The 16,305-nt window shown below is 71.9% G+C and carries 13 protein-coding genes; 10 read left to right on the top strand and 3 right to left on the bottom strand.

Annotated elements, in window-relative coordinates:
* Positions 1-603: 603 nt before the first annotated feature.
* Both WMF29_RS02265 and WMF29_RS02260 read right to left on the bottom strand, forming a co-directional pair.
* Positions 604-2,091, bottom strand: a complete 1,488-nt coding sequence (locus WMF29_RS02265; RefSeq protein WP_437327268.1) for an MXAN_5187 C-terminal domain-containing protein — start codon at positions 2,089-2,091, stop codon at positions 604-606.
* A gap of 5 nt (positions 2,092-2,096) precedes the next feature.
* Positions 2,097-2,846 carry a hypothetical protein gene (locus tag WMF29_RS02260; protein ID WP_437327267.1) on the bottom strand — a complete coding sequence of 250 codons (750 nt, stop codon included), beginning with the start codon at positions 2,844-2,846 and terminating at the stop codon, positions 2,097-2,099.
* Positions 2,847-3,061: 215 nt separating this feature from the next.
* Here WMF29_RS02260 and WMF29_RS02255 point away from each other — a divergent pair, with 215 nt between their 5' ends.
* From WMF29_RS02255 to WMF29_RS02220, 8 genes are all read left to right on the top strand, one after another.
* Complete coding sequence (locus WMF29_RS02255; RefSeq protein ID WP_437327266.1) at positions 3,062-4,519, top strand: prolipoprotein diacylglyceryl transferase; 1,458 nt, start codon at positions 3,062-3,064, stop codon at positions 4,517-4,519.
* A gap of 3 nt (positions 4,520-4,522) precedes the next feature.
* Positions 4,523-5,212, top strand: a complete 690-nt coding sequence (gene hisIE / locus WMF29_RS02250; protein WP_437327265.1) for a bifunctional phosphoribosyl-AMP cyclohydrolase/phosphoribosyl-ATP diphosphatase HisIE — start codon at positions 4,523-4,525, stop codon at positions 5,210-5,212.
* A 172-nt stretch (positions 5,213-5,384) separates the two neighbouring features.
* The gene (locus tag WMF29_RS02245) at positions 5,385-6,305 is read left to right on the top strand and encodes a hypothetical protein (RefSeq protein WP_437327264.1); all 921 of its coding nucleotides are present in this window, start codon (positions 5,385-5,387) and stop codon (positions 6,303-6,305) included.
* Positions 6,306-6,356: 51 nt separating this feature from the next.
* Entirely contained in the window at positions 6,357-7,973 is a 1,617-nt protein-coding gene (locus WMF29_RS02240) for a BamA/TamA family outer membrane protein (protein WP_437327263.1), read from the top strand.
* 104 nt (positions 7,974-8,077) lie between these two features.
* Entirely contained in the window at positions 8,078-8,839 is a 762-nt protein-coding gene (locus tag WMF29_RS02235) for a hypothetical protein (protein ID WP_437327262.1), read from the top strand.
* Between the two features lie 105 nt (positions 8,840-8,944).
* Positions 8,945-9,553, top strand: coding sequence for a precorrin-2 dehydrogenase/sirohydrochlorin ferrochelatase family protein (locus WMF29_RS02230; protein ID WP_437327261.1), 609 nt, complete (start codon positions 8,945-8,947; stop codon positions 9,551-9,553).
* Between the two features lie 163 nt (positions 9,554-9,716).
* The gene (locus tag WMF29_RS02225) at positions 9,717-11,012 is read left to right on the top strand and encodes a PEGA domain-containing protein (RefSeq protein ID WP_437327260.1); all 1,296 of its coding nucleotides are present in this window, start codon (positions 9,717-9,719) and stop codon (positions 11,010-11,012) included.
* Between the two features lie 10 nt (positions 11,013-11,022).
* Positions 11,023-11,967, top strand: a complete 945-nt coding sequence (locus WMF29_RS02220; RefSeq protein ID WP_437327259.1) for a hypothetical protein — start codon at positions 11,023-11,025, stop codon at positions 11,965-11,967.
* A 45-nt stretch (positions 11,968-12,012) separates the two neighbouring features.
* Here WMF29_RS02220 and hflX read toward each other — a convergent pair whose 3' ends face one another.
* Complete coding sequence (gene hflX / locus WMF29_RS02215) at positions 12,013-13,881, bottom strand: GTPase HflX (RefSeq protein ID WP_437327258.1); 1,869 nt, start codon at positions 13,879-13,881, stop codon at positions 12,013-12,015.
* Between the two features lie 219 nt (positions 13,882-14,100).
* On the opposite strand from hflX, the gene WMF29_RS02210 reads away from it, so the two are divergent.
* Together WMF29_RS02210 and WMF29_RS02205 are read left to right on the top strand one after the other, a co-directional pair.
* On the top strand, positions 14,101-15,153 hold the full coding sequence (locus WMF29_RS02210) for a homoserine kinase (RefSeq protein WP_437327257.1): 1,053 nt from the start codon (positions 14,101-14,103) through the stop codon (positions 15,151-15,153).
* Between the two features lie 216 nt (positions 15,154-15,369).
* Positions 15,370-16,263 (top strand): M48 family metallopeptidase, encoded by an 894-nt coding sequence (locus WMF29_RS02205; protein ID WP_272097504.1) that lies wholly within the window; start codon positions 15,370-15,372, stop codon positions 16,261-16,263.
* The last annotated feature ends 42 nt before the right edge of the window (positions 16,264-16,305 follow it).

Here is a 16,305-nt window from a genome sequence, read left to right as displayed (position 1 = left end):
GCCCGATTTTGAGCGGTGCTAGATCCTGCCCCGACAGTTCTGAAAGTTCAGTGCACGCCGCGCCCTGGCTTTGCTTGGTCGGCGCTTGACTTTGGAACATGGGGGAGAAGGTCGCTCACGGGAAATGGGCAGTAAGATTCGTTTGGTCGCGCCTCGAATGAGCTGGCGCGACATATGTCGATCTGAACAGTTCGCTGGGCGATGGATCGCCCTTGACAATGTTAGATACGTTCAAGGCGGTTCCCAGCCGGCCGAAGCCGACGTTGTGGACGCCGACGATGACCTGGCCGACTTATGCGCGAGGATGCGCGAGGCCGACCGCACGGCGTGTGCGATCCTCTTCGTCGAGGACGACGCCGGAGTACCTGCGCGGGTCCAGCGGCTGCCGCAGCTTTGGCGCCGCGTCGCACATCACTGATCCGCCGGAACATCCTCATCCGCCCAGCCCGATCATCTGACGCGGCGAGCGCCCTCGGGAGCATCTCGGCGCTCTGAGCTTGGCTCGGAGCGCTCGTGCTCCTGGCGCTCGCCGCGCCGAACGCTGCTCGCGCGTCGATCCTGCCTTGGGATGTCGCGTCCGCCCTGCCGCCAGCCGATCTCCGGCTACTTCAGGATCGGCTTCAACAGGGTCTTGCCGTCCTTGACGACGACATCGTAGTCGACGGACTTGGCCGGGTTCGTCGCACGCAGCTTCGCGGCCTGCGCGCGGAGGCTCTCGGCCAGGCGCTCGTAGGTGACGCCGGCCGTCGACTCACGCGCGGCGCGCTTCGTCTCGACATACTTCGCGTAGATCTGGCGCAGCCGCTGCTCCGGGAGCTCGTCGTCGCGCGCGGCAGATCGCTGCGGGGGCGGCCCGGGTCGCGCGCGCACCGCGGTGTCGAGGCCGGCGCGCGCGGCCTCCGGGGGGCGCGACGGCGTCCGCGGCGCCGGGCTCCGAGCGCCGCTCGCCGCGCCGGCCTCCGCGGCAGGCGGCGCGGTGGAGCGACGGCGCCGGGCCGACGGCGGGCGCTCCGAGTGCAGGCGCTCCTGCCGCCTCGCGCCCGCGCCCTTCGCCTCGCCCGTCGCGGCAGCGACCGCTGGAGCTTCGGCCGGAGGGCCGGGAGAAGGCTTGACGGGAACCGGGGGCGGCGGTCGCTTCGGAGCGGGCGGAGGCTCGGGCGCGACGTCTGCCAATGCGTCCGGAGGTCCGGCCGCGGCCTTCGCCGCGTCGCCGGTCTTGGTGCGCTGAGCGCGCATCTCCGCCGCGAGCTCGGCGAGCCGCTGGCGGCTGTTCCCGCCCGCCGCGGGCTGGGCCTTCTCGACGGCAGGGCGCGCCGAGGTCTTCGCGCCCGCCGGCGAGGCCTCGACCGGCTTCGCCTCTGCCGGCTTGATCTCCGCCGGCTTCTGCTGCGGCCTGGTCAGACCGAGCCCCCGGGGCAGCCCTCCCAGCGGAGCGGGCTTCACGGCCGCGGCGGCCTGCGGCATGGCAGGCGGCGCGAGCGCGGGGCGCACCGGCGAGCTGACGGGCGCCGCGCTCGCCGCCTCCGGCGCGGTCAGCGGCGCGACCGCGGCGCGAGGCGCGGCCTCCTCGGCGGCCAGCGCGGCCAGCGATCGCTTTCCCAAGAGCGACGCGGCGGGCAAAGGAGGGGGCGCCAGCGTGACCGCCTCGTCGTCGACGTCGATCTCGTCGTGATCGCCGCCGTCATCGGCGCGGTGGACCGGCTCGCTCGCCGTCTCCTGCTGCTCGGCGAGCTCCGCGTAGCGCTCCGCCCGCTTGCGGCCGACGATCGTGAGCGCCTCCTTCGCGCCGACCCGCTTCGCTGCGCGGATGACGTCGCGGCGGTACGTGCCGTTCTCGATCTCGCGCGAGATGCGGCCCCAGTACTGCTGGAACGTGTTGTAGCGCTGGATGAGCATCTGGAACTTGAACCGGAGCCCGGTGTTCCTGATCTGCTCCCGCCGCATCACCCAGATGCGACGCTCGACGTCCTTGCGCGGGATGAGCGGCTCCAGCCGCTCGATCCCCATGAAATACTGCTCGTAGAGCGCGCGCAACCGCTCGATGCGCGTCTCCAGCTCCTCGAGCTCCCGCTCGACCTCACCCGATTCCATCGCGGCTAGAGGGGCGTGATGCGCAGGTTGTCGAAGCAGACCGGCGCATCCCATGCGTTGAAGCCCATGTGCTCGTGCCCTGGACCGGAGAGCGGAGCAGGGTCGCTGAGCTCCAGATACTCGACGTCGTTCACCGACCAGGAGAGGGTCCTGCCGTCACGACGCTCTATCCGGAAGCGATACGGTTGCCCCGGCGCGACCGGGCGCGCTCGGTCGTCGTCGCTGTCTGGATCCACGTCGATCTCCAGCCGATCGGCGCCATGCTCGTCGAGGCGCGCGAGCACGTGCTTGGTGTTCTTCCATCCTCCGAGGATCACGAGGTAGCTCGTCGCGTTCGTGTAGCTCGCCGCCGTCGCCCCGCTCCGACCGTCTCCCCAGAGCTCGGCCTTGAGATCGCCGTCCGGGGCCTCGGCGATGGCCTCGAACTCGATCCGGGCGTTCTCCGGCAGCGGCCGATTCAACCACACGCCGCGGTTCCTCGCGGCGCGCACGCAGAGCTGCCCCTCGTCGATCGCCCACTTGGAGCTCAGGGCGTTCCAGTCGGGGCCGAGCGCCGATCGGTTGAAATCGTCCTCGAACACGCCCGTCCCCTGCGCTCCCCGAGCTGCACCCGCGGTCGAGGAGACCGACGGCGCGACCGTCCCGGCCGGCCGCGCGCTCGCGTCCCCGGTGGCCGGCCCTTCGGGAACACACGCCGCGCTCACGAGCAGTCCAGGCACTGCGAAGACCCCGACGGTGGCACGGCCAGAGAGCACGGAATCGATGCTAGCAGCGGCGCGCGCGGACTTCGAGGGTCGCTTCGCTGGCGCCGTCGACAGGATGGGGAGAGCGCCGCGCTTCGCTGACGGCCCGGGCACATCGAGATCGCCCGACGCGGTTGGACCAGCGTCAGCGAGCACCTTGGCTCGCTGCGTCATGCGCGAGAGACGATGCTTGATGGTCCCCAAGCCCAGGCGTAAGGAGAGGCGCCATGCATCCCATCCTGTTCCGCGTCCCGCTGCCCACCTGGACCGTGCCCCTGCTCTGGGTCTTCCTGATCGCTGCGGGCATCGCTTTCGCGGGCGCGATCGGGCTGCTCATCGCGAAGAACAAACCAGGCGCGACGACCGCGGGCATCGCAGGCGTCGCGCTCGCCGCGATCGCCTCCCAGGTCAAGGAGCAGACCTACACCCTGGGTCCGCTGCCCATCTACAGCTACGGTGTCATGCTCGGGCTCTCGCTCGTGGTCGGCTGGTACCTGACGCTCGGGCTCGCGGAGCGCGACGGCCTGCCGAAGGAGACGATGGCCAACTGCTACGTCGTCACCGCCCTCGCCGCGGTCGTCGGGTCGCGCGTGCTCTACATCCTGACGAACCTCGACGAGTTCGACTCGTTCGGCGCGATGTTCGACATCCGACGCGGCGGGCTCGTGGCGTACGGCGGCTTCCTGGGCGGCTTCCTGGGCTCGTACCTGTTCCTGCGGTCCCATCGCATCCCGCTGCTCCCCTGGGCCGACGTCGCCGTCCCGAGCCTCGCCTCGGGCCTGATGATCACGCGCATCGGGTGCTACCTCTTCGGCTGCGATTTCGGCCGTCCGCTCGGCGAGGCGGCGCCCGCCTGGCTGAAGAAGCTCGGCACGTTCCCGCGCTGGGCCGAGGGCACGCTGGACCACGGCAGCGGGTCCCCGGCGTGGGTGCAGCACGTCAAGGAGCGCGGGCTGGATCCGACCGCCGAGGCGTCGCTCGCCGTGCACCCGACGCAGATCTACGAGTCGCTCGTCGGCGCAGGGCTGCTCGCGCTCCTGCTCCTCGCGCGCCGACGGCAGAAGTTCCGTGGCGAGATCTTCCTCATCTTCACGTTCTCCTACGGCGTCTGCCGCTACCTGCTCGAGCTCCTCCGCGACGACGCGGAGCGCGGCTCGATCCCGCCGACGCTCCCGGAGCACGTGTTGCTCCCCGCCGGCCTCGTGATCTTCGCCGTGGGGTACACGATCGGGTTCTCCCACCTCCTCCGCGACAACGTGGTGCGCAAGGTGACGCAGGTGCTCTCCTTCGTTCCCGCGGTCGCCCTGTACCTGGCCCTCAGGCCCGAGACGTTCGCCGCCTCGGCGACCCTCCAGTACTCGACCTCCCAGGCCGTCGCGCTGGCGACCGGGATCGCCGCGTCGATCGCGTTCGCGGTCTATTACAAGGCCGCCCTGGCCCACCCGGAGCAGGCGATGGCGCTCAGCCTCCCGGAGAGCCCCGCCGCGGCCGCCGACAGGCAAGCAGACGGGGACGACGACGAGGACCAGGACGACGAGGACGAGGACGAGGACGACACGCCGAGGAAGAAGCCGAGCGCGCCGTCGAAGGCCGGCGCCAGGCGCGGCAGCGCAAAGGACGAGGGCCGGGCGACGGCCCGCGAACACGGCGCCGCCGAGGCGCCCGACACCACCGGAGAGGCATAGACCGTGAAGATCGCATTCGGAGAGGGCAAGCTCGTGCCGGCTGTCGTGCAGGATCGGCTGACCGGGCAGGTCCGGATGCTCGCGTACATGACGCGGGAGTCGCTCGCCAGGACGCTCGAGACGGGGCGCGCCACCTTCTTCAGCCGATCGCGCGGCGAGCTCTGGGAGAAGGGGGCGACGAGCGGCAATACGCTCGCGGTGACGAGCATCCACGCCGACTGCGACGGGGATGCGCTCCTGATCCTCGCGGAGCCCCGCGGCCCGACGTGCCACACGGGGAGCGCGAGCTGCTTCTTCCGGCAGGTCGATGCCCGCGGCGACGGAGAGCCCGAGGCCGCCGACGAGGGGCAGGACGCGTCGGCGCTGCTCGAGACCCTCGAGCGCGAGATCGAGACGCGCAAGGCGTCGTCGGCGACGAAGAGCTACACCCGGAAGCTGCTCGACGGAGGCGCGCCGCTCATCGGCGCAAAGCTCCGCGAGGAGGCCGGCGAGCTGGCCCAGGCGATCGCCGGAGAGAGCGACAAGCGCGTCGCGTCCGAAGCGGCGGACGTCATCTACCACCTGCTGGTCGGCCTCGCGTCGCGCGGCGTCCCGCTGCGCGCGGTGCTCTCGGCGCTCGCGTCACGCATGGGCACGAGCGGCCTCGTCGAGAAGGCGTCGCGGGCACCGAAGGACAGCGCGGGAAAGCCGTGATGCGCCGAGAGCCGCTGCCTCGATGTGGCGGCGGCTCGCTGTTCGTATGCCGAAGCGCTGCGCTGCCAGCAGCCGCATAGCCCGTTGTAGACGGACGAGATTTCGCCGCCGCAACACGCTTCTGGCGCCGCCGCAGCTGCGCGCCGGGCCGCGCCCTCCGCGAGGGCAGCGCATGGGCTATTCTGGAGGGGTGAGCCCGTTCCGTGAGCCGCCCGGCGTCGAGCTCGGCCCGCTGGAGGTCGGCCTCGGGCGCGCGGCGCGGCGAGCCATGGTGGGCCTCATCCCGAGCGGCGGACGGCTCATCGCGCCGGACGGCTATGCGCGGACCCTCCACGGCGAAGGCGGCTCCTGGCGTGGCCGCTCGCACACCGCGGGCGCGCTGGGCTCCCTGGGGCTCTTGCTGGTGTCCGCCTGCGCCTTCATCGCGGCGACCGGCGGCTGGGAGCTGCACGGCCTCGAGGCCACGGCGGTGACGGTCGCGCTCGTGATCGCGGGCGGGGTGTCGCTGGCCGCGGTGCTGCGCGCCATCGATGCGCCGCGCGAACGCCTCACCGTGCGCGGCGCGGTGGTCGGCAGGGCGGCGAGGCGCGCGCTCCGCAGGGCATGGCGCCTCGCGCGCCACGCGGCGCGCGCGCCGGAGCGGTTCGGTCCTCGCCGCGTCACCGCGCTGCGCAAGACGCTATCCATGCTCGCGGATCCGCTCATCGCCGACTGGATCCCCGCGGACGTGCGCGGCCGCGCGGAGCTCCTCCTCGCCCGCGCCATCGCCGCGAGCGTCGGCGCGCGCTGGGCGCGAGAGGCCAGCGTCCGGACCGAGGTCCGGGCGCTGCTGCTCGCCGCGGCCGATCACCTGATCGAGCCGACGCCGGCCCGGCTGGACCTGCTCGTGCTGGCAGAGCACACCGAGCCCGCCCCGACGCCCCGCGATGCTCGGTGGTCACAGCGCGTGAGCGCCGCAGCGCAGATCCGCCGCAGGGCGCCGTCGCGCCCTGTCCCCACCGACGCCGTCGCGGAGGACGCCGCGGCGGGGGTCGATCTCGACGCGACCGATTCCTCCGGCGAGGCGATCGATCGTGCTAGGGTGCGTGGCTGAAGGGCGCGTCGCCGACGCCTCGGCAGGCTCCGGCGGCGTTGCAGGAATCCTGTGAATCCACCTCGATTCCGGAGCTCTTCACGCTCCCGGGCCGCCCCCCTGCCCCCTGCGCTCGGCCGCGCCCACCTCGCGCTCTGGTGCGTGTTGCTCCTGGGGACGTGCCCGAGGCGCGCGCTCGGGCAGGGCGCGGAGGCCGCCGGCGCAGGGCCCACGGCGCAGGAGCGAGCGCCGCACGCTGCCGCGTCCCCCCACGCGGCAGCGCTGTCGCCCGGCGCGGCGCTCCAGGAGAGACATCGCGTCCGGTACACCCTCGACGGCATCGAGATCCGAGGCAACGTGCGGACCGCCGCGCGTGTGATCCTCCGCTACGTGAGGTTCCGCGCGGGGGACCTGCTCGACGTCGAGGATCCGGAGATCGAGCTCACGCGCTACCGCCTCCTCGGGACCGGGTTCTTCGCCTCGGTCGGGTTCTCGCTCCGCAAGGGGGTCGAGCGCGGGAGCGCGACGCTCGTGATCGACGTCGTCGAGCGCAACACGTTCGTCGTGCAGGACCTCTGGCTCGGCATCGCGGCCGACGAGGACACAGCGGGCAACGCGAAGCCGCTCTCCGCGTTCACCGGCGTGCAGGTCGCCGAGACCAACCTCGCCGGGACAGGGATCACGCTCGGCGCCGGCGTCGGGCTCGCGGCGGACCAGCTCGCGCTGAGGACCCGCTTCGTCGACCCCGCGTTCGTGGGGACCCGCTGGTCGGCCACGGTGACGCTGCTCTACAACGACGCCCGTGACTTCTTCGGCAACCGGGCCGTCGTGTTCGAGTCCCCGTTGCTCGAGCAGCGCGAGGTCACGGGCTACGCCGTCGTCGCCTACAAGCGGTTCGGCGCGACGCTCGGCACAGGTCACGACGTCTCCTCCTCCTCGCGGCTGTCGCTCGATTACCACCTGGAGCAGATCGACGCGACCGTGCCCACGGTCGCCTCGCACATGCGCGGCAACAGCCGCGAGCCCATCGAGTTCGACATCCTGGGCGGCAAGACGGTGCTCTCGTCGCTGCACGCCGCGATCGATCACGACACGCGCGACGCGCCCTTCCTCGCGACGCAGGGCACGCTCGCCTCGGTCTCGGTCACGGTGGGCGTACCGCCGTTCGGCAGCGACTACGGCTACCAGAAGTTCGAGTTCGGCGCGCAGCGCTGGTTCCGCCTGCCGCTGCGGCACGTGCTCCGCGTCGAGGCGTTCGCCGGCGCGATCGCCGGGGACGCGCCTTTCTTCGAGAAATTCTACGTCGGCGATCTCACCGACCTCCTGCCGGATCGGCTGCTCGACCTCGCGCCCGATCGGAGGCAACCGCCGAACTTCCTCAGCACGGACATCATCGAGGTCCGGTACGGAGACTTCGCCGCGAAGCTCGAGGCGGAGTACCGGATCCCGGTCTACGCCGGCCGCGGCTCCATCTACGGCGTCGATCTCTTCGGCGCCGCGGGCCTGTACGGCCTCGCGACGCGCCGCGAGTTCACCGACGCGCCGACCGGATACGAGGGCTTCGCCCGCGTGCCCGTGGACATTACGTACAACCTCGGTCTGCGGGTCGACACCGCGGTCGGCGGCGTGACGCTCGCGTTCTCGAACCTGCTCGGGCTGATCCCGGCGCGGCGCGGTGAGCGGAAATGATCTGCTCCGACGCACCTCGCGGACCGAGGCGCGCGACGCACGGCGCGCGGCGCTCGGGCGGTGGCCGCCGCGCCTGGCACCTCCGAGACGCGCGGCGAGCGCTCGTGGCGCTCGGCCGTGGCGCGGCGCGCTGGCTCGGGATCGCGCTGCTCGCGACGCTCGCCCTCCGAGCGAGCTGGTCGATGGCCCAGGAGGGGCCTGGGCCCAAGGAGATCGCCGACGCGGACGCGCAGCAGGCGCTCGGCGCGCCGGCCGCGCTGCCCACCCGGGTGGCGAGCTTGACGCTCGACAAGACGATCGTGCAGCTCACCGTAGGTTTCCGCGACGTCGTCGACGGCGAGATCTCGAAGAAGCTGCTCAGCGGGCTCCCCACCGTCATCACGATGCGCGGCTACCTCTTCCACGAGAGCGGAGGCAACCCTGTCGCGCTCGCCGCGAAGAGCTGCCGGATCGTCTACGACCTCTGGGATGAGGTGTTCCGGATCCAGCTGATCCAGGCCGGAGGTCAGTCGAGCACGGTCGCGATCAACGTCGAGGGCGTGCTCCGCAACTGCGCCGAGGCCCGGCGGCTGCCGCTCGTGGAGCGCTCGCTCATCCGCGACGGCAGCCGCTATTTCGTCGCCGTGCTGGTCGAGGTGAACCCCATGAGCGCCGAGATGCTCGATCGCATCAAGCGGTGGGTGACCCGGCCGCCCGGCTCGACGGCGATCGGGCCGGGCGACTCGCTGTTCGGCTCCTTCGTCGGCCTGTTCGTGACGCGCATCGGCAACGCCGACCGGAGGCTCGCCTTCCGCACGCAGCCCTTTCTGCCGCCGGTGCCGCCGCCCAGCCCGCCTCCGCCTCCCCAGAGGCCTCCCGGCCGCTGAGCCCCACGCGCGGCGGCCTCGCTCGCCGTCACGCCCCTCGCCCGCCGGGCGGCGCGTCGGTCTACAATCGCCGCGCGGCCCCGCGTTCGTGTCCGCTCCACCCCCATGCGCCTCTTTCCCATCGTGCTCGACCTCAACGGCCAGCGGGCCCTCGTCATCGGCGCGGACGGCGAGGCGCCGTACACGGTGGAGCGCCTCCTCTCGGCGGGCGCTCGAGTCTCCGTCGTCGCGCCAGGGCAGGTCGACGGGTCGATCGAGCGAGCCAGCCGGGAGGGGCGGCTCGATCTGCACCGGCGAGCGTTCGTGGAGGACGACCTCGCCGGTGCGGCGATCGTGTTCCTCGTGCCGGGCGACGAGGCGCTCTCGCGGCGCCTCCACCGAGAGCTCGCGGGCGCCGGGCGCCTCGTCTGCACCCTGGATCGCCCGGAGGTGTCGAACTTCGCCAATCCTTCGGTGGTCTCTGCGTCCGGACTGACGATGAGCTTCAGCAGCCATGGCGTCAGCCCCGGAACGATACGGCGCATCCGGGAGGACCTCGGCGCCCTCTTCTCGGATCCTCGGTTCGCCCGCTACATCGAGGCGCTGCGGCGGCTCCGCGAGAGCCTCCCTCGGGGCCCAGAGCGGGCCGCGCGCATGCGCCAGGCGACCCTGGGCTTCGGGCTGGAGGCAAGGCTTCGGTTCCCTGCGTGGCTGGAGCGAGGCGACGAGCCTTGATGTCCGAGGAGGCCGCGCCGGAGCAGCGGGGGCGCGGGCCTCGGCGCGGACCTAGGCCAACGCGCGCGCGCCCCCGGATGAACGCGAAACCCCTTGTGTAGAGCGGCCTTCAAGGCTTAAGTGGGCGCCCACGCGACACTATCCGCGGAGGAGGGCTTACGGTATGCGTTCACGATCGGGCCGGCTGACGATGTTGACCTCGGCGGCGATGGTCTCTGGGCTCCTGACGCTGACGAGCGTCAGTCCGGCATCTGCGCAGACGGATGCCAAGCCGGCAGCGCCCCCGGCGGGTAAGCCGGCCGCCCCGGCGGCGGCTCCTGCGAAGCCAGCCACATCCGCGGCGCAGGCGCCCACCACCGCTGCGACGCCGGCCGCGGCCGGCGCGACACCTCCCGCGGCCGGCGCGACGCCGCCCGCGGCCGGGACGCCCGCCGCGGCTCCCGCGAAGGCCGGGACGCCCGCGACGGCTGCCCCTGCGAAGGCCGGTGAGCCCGCGACGAAGGTGACCACCACCAAGCCGAAGAAGGCGCTGACCGAGAAGCAGAAGAAGGACGAGGCCAAGAAGCTCTACAAGGAGGCCGAGGCCAGGTTCGACAAGGGCGAGTTCGCCGTCGCGGCCGACCTGTATCGCCAGGCGGACGAGTACGTGCCCGGCGCCGCGCCGAAGTACAAGCTCGCCCTCTCGCTCGACAAGCAGGGCCTCGTCACCGAGGCCGTCGCGGCCTGGCAGGCGTTCCTCGATTCGAAGCCGGACGCCGAGAAGTTCAAGGAGAAGATCGCCGAGGGGCAGGCGCGCGTCGAGGCCCTGAAGAAGACGCCGGCGAAGGTGAAGGTCGCGACCGCCCCGGAGGCGCCGCCAGGCCTCAAGGTCGCGGTCGACGGCGTGGCCCAGACCGGCAAGGAGCTCTCGGTCCCGCCCGGCAAGCACACCCTCACCGTCTCCGCCGAAGGGTTCGCCGACGCGAGCCAGGAGCTCGATGTCACCTTCGCCGAGGCGCGCGAGGTCAACGTCACGCTGACGCCGCAGGCGCCGGCGCCGGTCGCTGCGGCGCCCGCGCAGCCCCCCGCGCCGCCGCCCGCCGAGGCGCCGCCCGCGCAGCCGCCGCCGCCGGCAGCGCCGATCGAGCCGCGCTCGCCGGTGCCGGCCTACGTCACCCTCGGGCTCGCCGGCGCCGGTGTCGTGGTCGGGACGATCTTCGGCATCCAGGCGCTCGGCGCGAAGAGCGACTTCGACGACGCCCCGACGACCAAGACAGCGGACAAGGTCGATCGCTTCGCGCTCATCGCGGACATGTCCTTCGCGGTGGCGCTCACGTTCGGCGTCACCGGCGCGGTCCTGCTCCTCAGCGACGACCCGGCCCAGGCGAAGGCCGCAGCGTCGAGCGTGACGAAGAAGGCGTTCGTCACTCCGTTCGTCAGCCCGACAGGCGGCGGCGCCGCCGCGCGGTTTACCTTCTAAGGGGACTACTATGTGGAAGAAACAGCACCTTCTCGCGGTGGCGCTCTGCGCTGGCGCGCTCTCGACCCTCGGCATGGGTTGCGAGCTCATCGCCTCCGTCGATCGCTCGCGCATCCCGGGGGACGTGGGTCCCGACGACGGATGTTCTGACGGCACGAAGAACAACGAAGAGACCGACGTCGACTGCGGCGGCTCCGTCTGCCCTCAGTGCGACAACGCCAAGGCGTGCACCGCGGCCGGCGACTGCACGAGCGGCTTCTGCGCCGACGAGGTCTGCTGCGACACCGCCTGCGACGCGGACTGCGACGCCTGCACCGCCGCGCTCAAGGCGTCGGGCGAAGACGGCACGTGCGGCCCCTCGAAGGCCGAGACCGCGTGCGGCGAGGCGACGTGCTCCGAGGGCGTCGAGACGAGCCGCGGCACCTGCGACGGTGAGAGCGTGGAGTGCGCGCCCGGCGAGGAGAAAGAGTGCGAGGAGTTCGCCTGCGATCCGAAGGCCAACGCCTGCTTCACCGAGTGCATGGAGGACGCGCATTGCGCGAAGTGCCACGAGTGCGGCGCAGACGGCGCCTGCGCGCTGGCCGCGGCCGGCACGGACGGCCTGGGCTGCGACGAGGGCCAGGCGTGCGACGCCGCGGGCGAGTGCAAGCCCGCAAACGGCGTGGAGTGCACGGAAGCGAGCGAGTGCGCCAGCGGGCTCTGCGTCGACGGCGTCTGCTGCAACGCCGCCTGCGACTCGGCGTGCATGGCGTGCAACGTCGAGGGGTCGGAGGGCACGTGCTCGAACGTCCCGCTCGGCAGCGAGGACGGGACGGATTGCAGCGAGGCCAACGTCTGCGACGGCAAGGGCGCTTGCAAGCTGGCCGCTGGTGAGGACTGCACCACCAACGAGCAGTGCGCGAGCGACAAGTGCCTCCCCACGCTCTTCACGTGTGACGCCATCCCGACGCCCTGAGCTCTCCCCGGCTCCCGCCGGGCTCCCCAGGGAGCCCGGCGGAGCTCACGCCTCGAACGTCCCTCTCACACGCGAGCTGATCTCCCCTGCCCCGGAGCTCGAAGGCGGGCCCAGCACCGTCATCGACTCGGCTTCCCCCTCGAACAGCCCGCCGTCCCCGAGCTCGCCCTCCGCGGCTTCCACCTCGTAGGTGGGCACCATCGCGGCCTCTTCCCAGCGGCTCTTGAGCCGCTCCGCGAGCTTCGCGAGCAGCTCCCGCGTCGTCTCCCGGTCCGTGGCGGAGAGGACCACCGCATCCGGGTGCCCGAGCAGCAGCCGCCGCCCCTCCGCCGGGGCGATCAGGTCCGCCTTGTTGAACACCACGATGCGGGGGATGCCGATGAGATCGAGCTCGGTCAGCAGCGCCTCGGTCGTCTCGATGTGCTGGTCGCGCGCGGGATCGCTCGCGTCCACGACGTGGAGCAGGAGGTCGGCGTCGGCGGCCTCCTCGAACGTCGCCCGGAAGGCGGCGAACAGGTCCTTCGGCAGCTCCCGGATGAAGCCGACGGTGTCGGTGATCACCACCTCGCGCTCCTCGGGGAAGCGCAGCCGCCTCGAGCGGGTGTCGAGGGTCGCGAACAGCTTGTTCTCGGCGAGCACGTCGGCGCCGGTCAACGTGTTCAGCAGCGTGCTCTTGCCGGCGTTCGTGTAACCGACGATCGAGACCACCGGCACGCCGAGCCGGGCGCGGCGGCGGCGGCGCTGCTCCCGCTGGCGGGAGAGGCGCTTCAGCTGCGCCTCCAGGAAGCTGACGCGCTCCTTCGCGCGGCGGCGCCCGATCTCGAGCTTCGTCTCGCCGGGACCGCGCCCGCCGATGCCGCCCGTCAGGCGAGACAGGGAGTCGTCCTTCTGCCCGAGGCGAGGGAGCGTGTACTTCAGCTGGGCCAGCTCGACCTGGAGCTTGCCGTCGGACGACTCGGCCCGCTGGGCGAAGATGTCGAGGATGAGCTGCGTCCGGTCGAGCACCTTGAGGTCCGTGTGCTTCGCGATCGCCGAGGCCTGGGAGGGGGTCAGATCCCTGTCGAAGACCAGCGTCTCCGCGTCGAGCTCCGAGGCGCGCAGCACGACCTCGTCCAGCTTGCCCTTGCCGAGCACGAGCCGCGGGTCGAGGCGATCGCGCAGCTGGAGGACCGTGTCCGCGACGTCGACGCCCGCGGTGCCGGCGAGCTCGGTCAGCTCGCGCAGGCTCTCCTCGGCCCGGGCGAGCGCGCCCGCCTTGGATTTCTCGGCGACGTGGACGAGGATCGCGCGGCCGTCCTTCGCCGCGACCGACCGCGTGCGCGACCGCTTCGTGAACTCGTCCTCGAGCGCCTGGATGAGCGCGCCGAAATCGACGTCGGCGCGGCCGATCGCGACGGGGCCCACGGTCCGATACGGCAGCGCCGCCTCCCCGCGGCCGTCGCCGCGCCCCTGGGCCTCGTCCACGGTCACCGTGACCGCTTCCTTCCCGTGGACCGGCACGTTGTACGCGTACTGGAGGGTCCGCGGCTCGCCCTGCGGGGTGAGCTGCACGGCCGCGACGAGGTCGAGCCGGAGGCGGACGAGATCCACCAGATCGTCCCGGGTGAGCGGCTCGTTGAAGAGGTGCGTGTGGATGAGCCGGAGCGCCCTGAAGCGGCCCTGCGCGGCGCGGAGGCGCCCGATGTCCGGCAGCATCAGCCGGGTCGCGTCGCCGACGATGACGTAGTCGATCTCGCCCGAGCGGTGGACCAGCGCGCCGACCTGGCGCCCCGTCTCATGCGACGCCTCGGCGAGCGCCTTGATGAGCTCGGGGGTGGCGATGCTGGCGAGCGGGACCTTGCGGCGGTAGATGCGCTCGAGGGTCTTGGTGGCCTGGGGGCTGAGTCCGGTGGTGTTTCCGTAGAGGGTGGGCATTCGATAATCGAAGGGGGATGTTGCTCCCGCTCACTCGATTTCATAACGCACGCTGGGCCGGTCCGCGACCAGGGGCACCGCGGATCTTCGTGAGGAGCGCGCATTTTCTCGTCGCTCGTCCCCCTTCCGTTGCTCCCCGTCCCTCCTCGCCTCCCGCTCGGCGCGCTCCTCCAGGTTCCTGTGGAGGCCGCGCGCGAGACGAGGCTACCCTGCGCCGCGATGGCCATCCTGACCCCCCTCTCGCTCGCGGATGCCCGCCGCATCGGCGCGCTGTACGGCCTGGAGATCGCCGACGTGCGCGGCCTCCTCGCCGGGAGCGTCAACTCCAACTTCGCGTTGACGCTCGCCGACGGCCGCGGACAGGTGTTCCTGCGGATCTACGAGGAGCAGCAGCTCGGCGCGGCGTCACGCGAAGCGCGCATGCTCGAGCACCTCGCGGCCGGGGGCGTCGCCACCCCGCAGCCGCTCCGGCGCCGCGACGCGGCGCCCTCCGACACGGACGCCGCGTCGGAGGGCGCGGCGTTCGTCGCGGAGCACGCAGGAAAGCCTGTCGCGCTGTTCCCGTGGGTCGCGGGCGCGTCGCTCTGCCAGGCGCGCGTCACGCCGGACGCGACCCGCCGCGTCGGCGCGGCCCTCGCGCGGGTGCACCTCGTCGGCGCCTCGTTCGAGGGGGCGAACGCCAGCCGGTTCGACCTCGACAGCCTCGACCAGCGGCTCCGGGGGCTCCGCTCCCCTGCGCCCGCCGCGGGCGCGAGGTCGACGGCCCCCGCTGCCGCCCCGGCCCTCCCGCCCGACGTGGCCGCCGTCGTCGATGAGCTCACCGGCCGGCTCGAACGGATCCGCGCCGCGGCGCCGAGGACCCCCGGCCCCCAGACGCTGATCCATGGCGACCTCTTCCGCGACAACGTGCTCTGGGAGGCCGGCGAGATCTCCGCGCTGCTCGATTTCGAGAGCGCCTCGCGCGGGAGCGCCGCGTTCGACCTCGCCGTCACGATGCTCGCGTGGTGCTTCGGCGACGATCTCGACCCGGACCTCGTGTCCGCGCTCGCCGCCGGCTACACGGCGGTGCGGCCGCTCTCAACCGAGGAGCGCGACCGTTTGTTCCACGAGAGCGTGATCGCGGCGCTGAGGTTCTCCATCACGCGCATCACCGATTTCGAGCTCCGCCCGAAGGGCAGCGGTGTCTACAAGGACTTCCGGCGCTTCCTTGCGCGGCAGCGGACGCTCGAGCGCCTCGGCCCGGAGGGGCTCCTCGCTCTGCTCGGCGTCTGATCCGCGTCGACCCGCGCCCGGTCCGCATCGGGCCCGCGCCCGATGTGCTTCCGCTGTCTGATCACCGTCTGCTTGCCGTCTGCTTGGCGTCTGCTTGGCGTCCGCTTGGCGTCCGATTCAGATGTGAGCGGAGGTCGTCTGTGATTTTGCGTTAACTTCGCTTCGCCTGACGATGGCGGCGTTGCGCGGTCCCGGCCAGGCCGTTACCTTCGCCGAATGGCACAGGTCGGAACGCTCGATTTCAAGGGCTTCATCGAGAGACGGAAGGGCCAGCGCGCGGGCGGCGGGGACGGCGCGGGCAACGCGTATGCCTACGTGTCCGACAAGAACACGCGGCTCGCCTTCGAGAAGATGCGTCCGGTCGAGCTCGCCGTGACCGCCGCGGTCAGGCTGTTCAAGACGGTCGGCAAGAACGAGCTGCTCGGCCACGCCGTCAAGGTCGGCCCCGCGCAGTTCCCCCGTGTCCACAAGCTCGCGGTCCACTGCGCCGAGACGCTCGGGATCGCGACCCCGACGATCTACATCGTCAACAGCCCCACCCTCAACGCGGCCACCTACGGGACGAACGACGACTCGTTCATCATGGTGCACTCGGCGCTCGTCGATCATTTCACCGACGACGAGCTGCTCAGCGTCATCGGCCATGAGTGCGGCCACATCCACAACAGCCACGTGGTCTACCTGACCGCCATGCACTACCTGACGCGGATGGCGTCGGTCTTCGTGAAGTGGATCGTCGGCCCGGCGATGCTCGCGCTCTCCGGCTGGTCGCGCCGGGCCGAGGTCACCTGCGACCGCGCCGGCCTGCTCTGCGCGAAGAGCCTCGACGTCTCGACGCGCGCGCTCACCAAGCTCGCGCTCGGCTCGACCAAGCTGTACGAGGAGCTCAACCTCGAGGCGTTCATCGCCCAGCACGAGGAGGGCAAGGGCGGCGTCGGCAGGTTCGCCGAGTTCACGGCCAGCCACCCGTGGCTGCCGAAGCGCGTGCTGGCGCTCCGGGCCTTCGCCGAGAGCGAGCTCTACAAGCGCCACGCCGGGCTCGGCGCGAGCGGCCTCTCCATGGAAGAGGTCGACGAGAAGGTGCACGAAGTCATCAAGATCTGGGGCTGAGGGGCTCCTGCTCCTGGCAAGGCGCAAGGCCGAGGTAGACGC

Source organism: Sorangium sp. So ce381, from assembly GCF_051473845.1.
GTDB lineage: Bacteria > Myxococcota_A > Polyangia > Polyangiales > Polyangiaceae > Sorangium > Sorangium atrum.
This window is presented reverse-complemented; position numbering and strand designations above follow the sequence as displayed.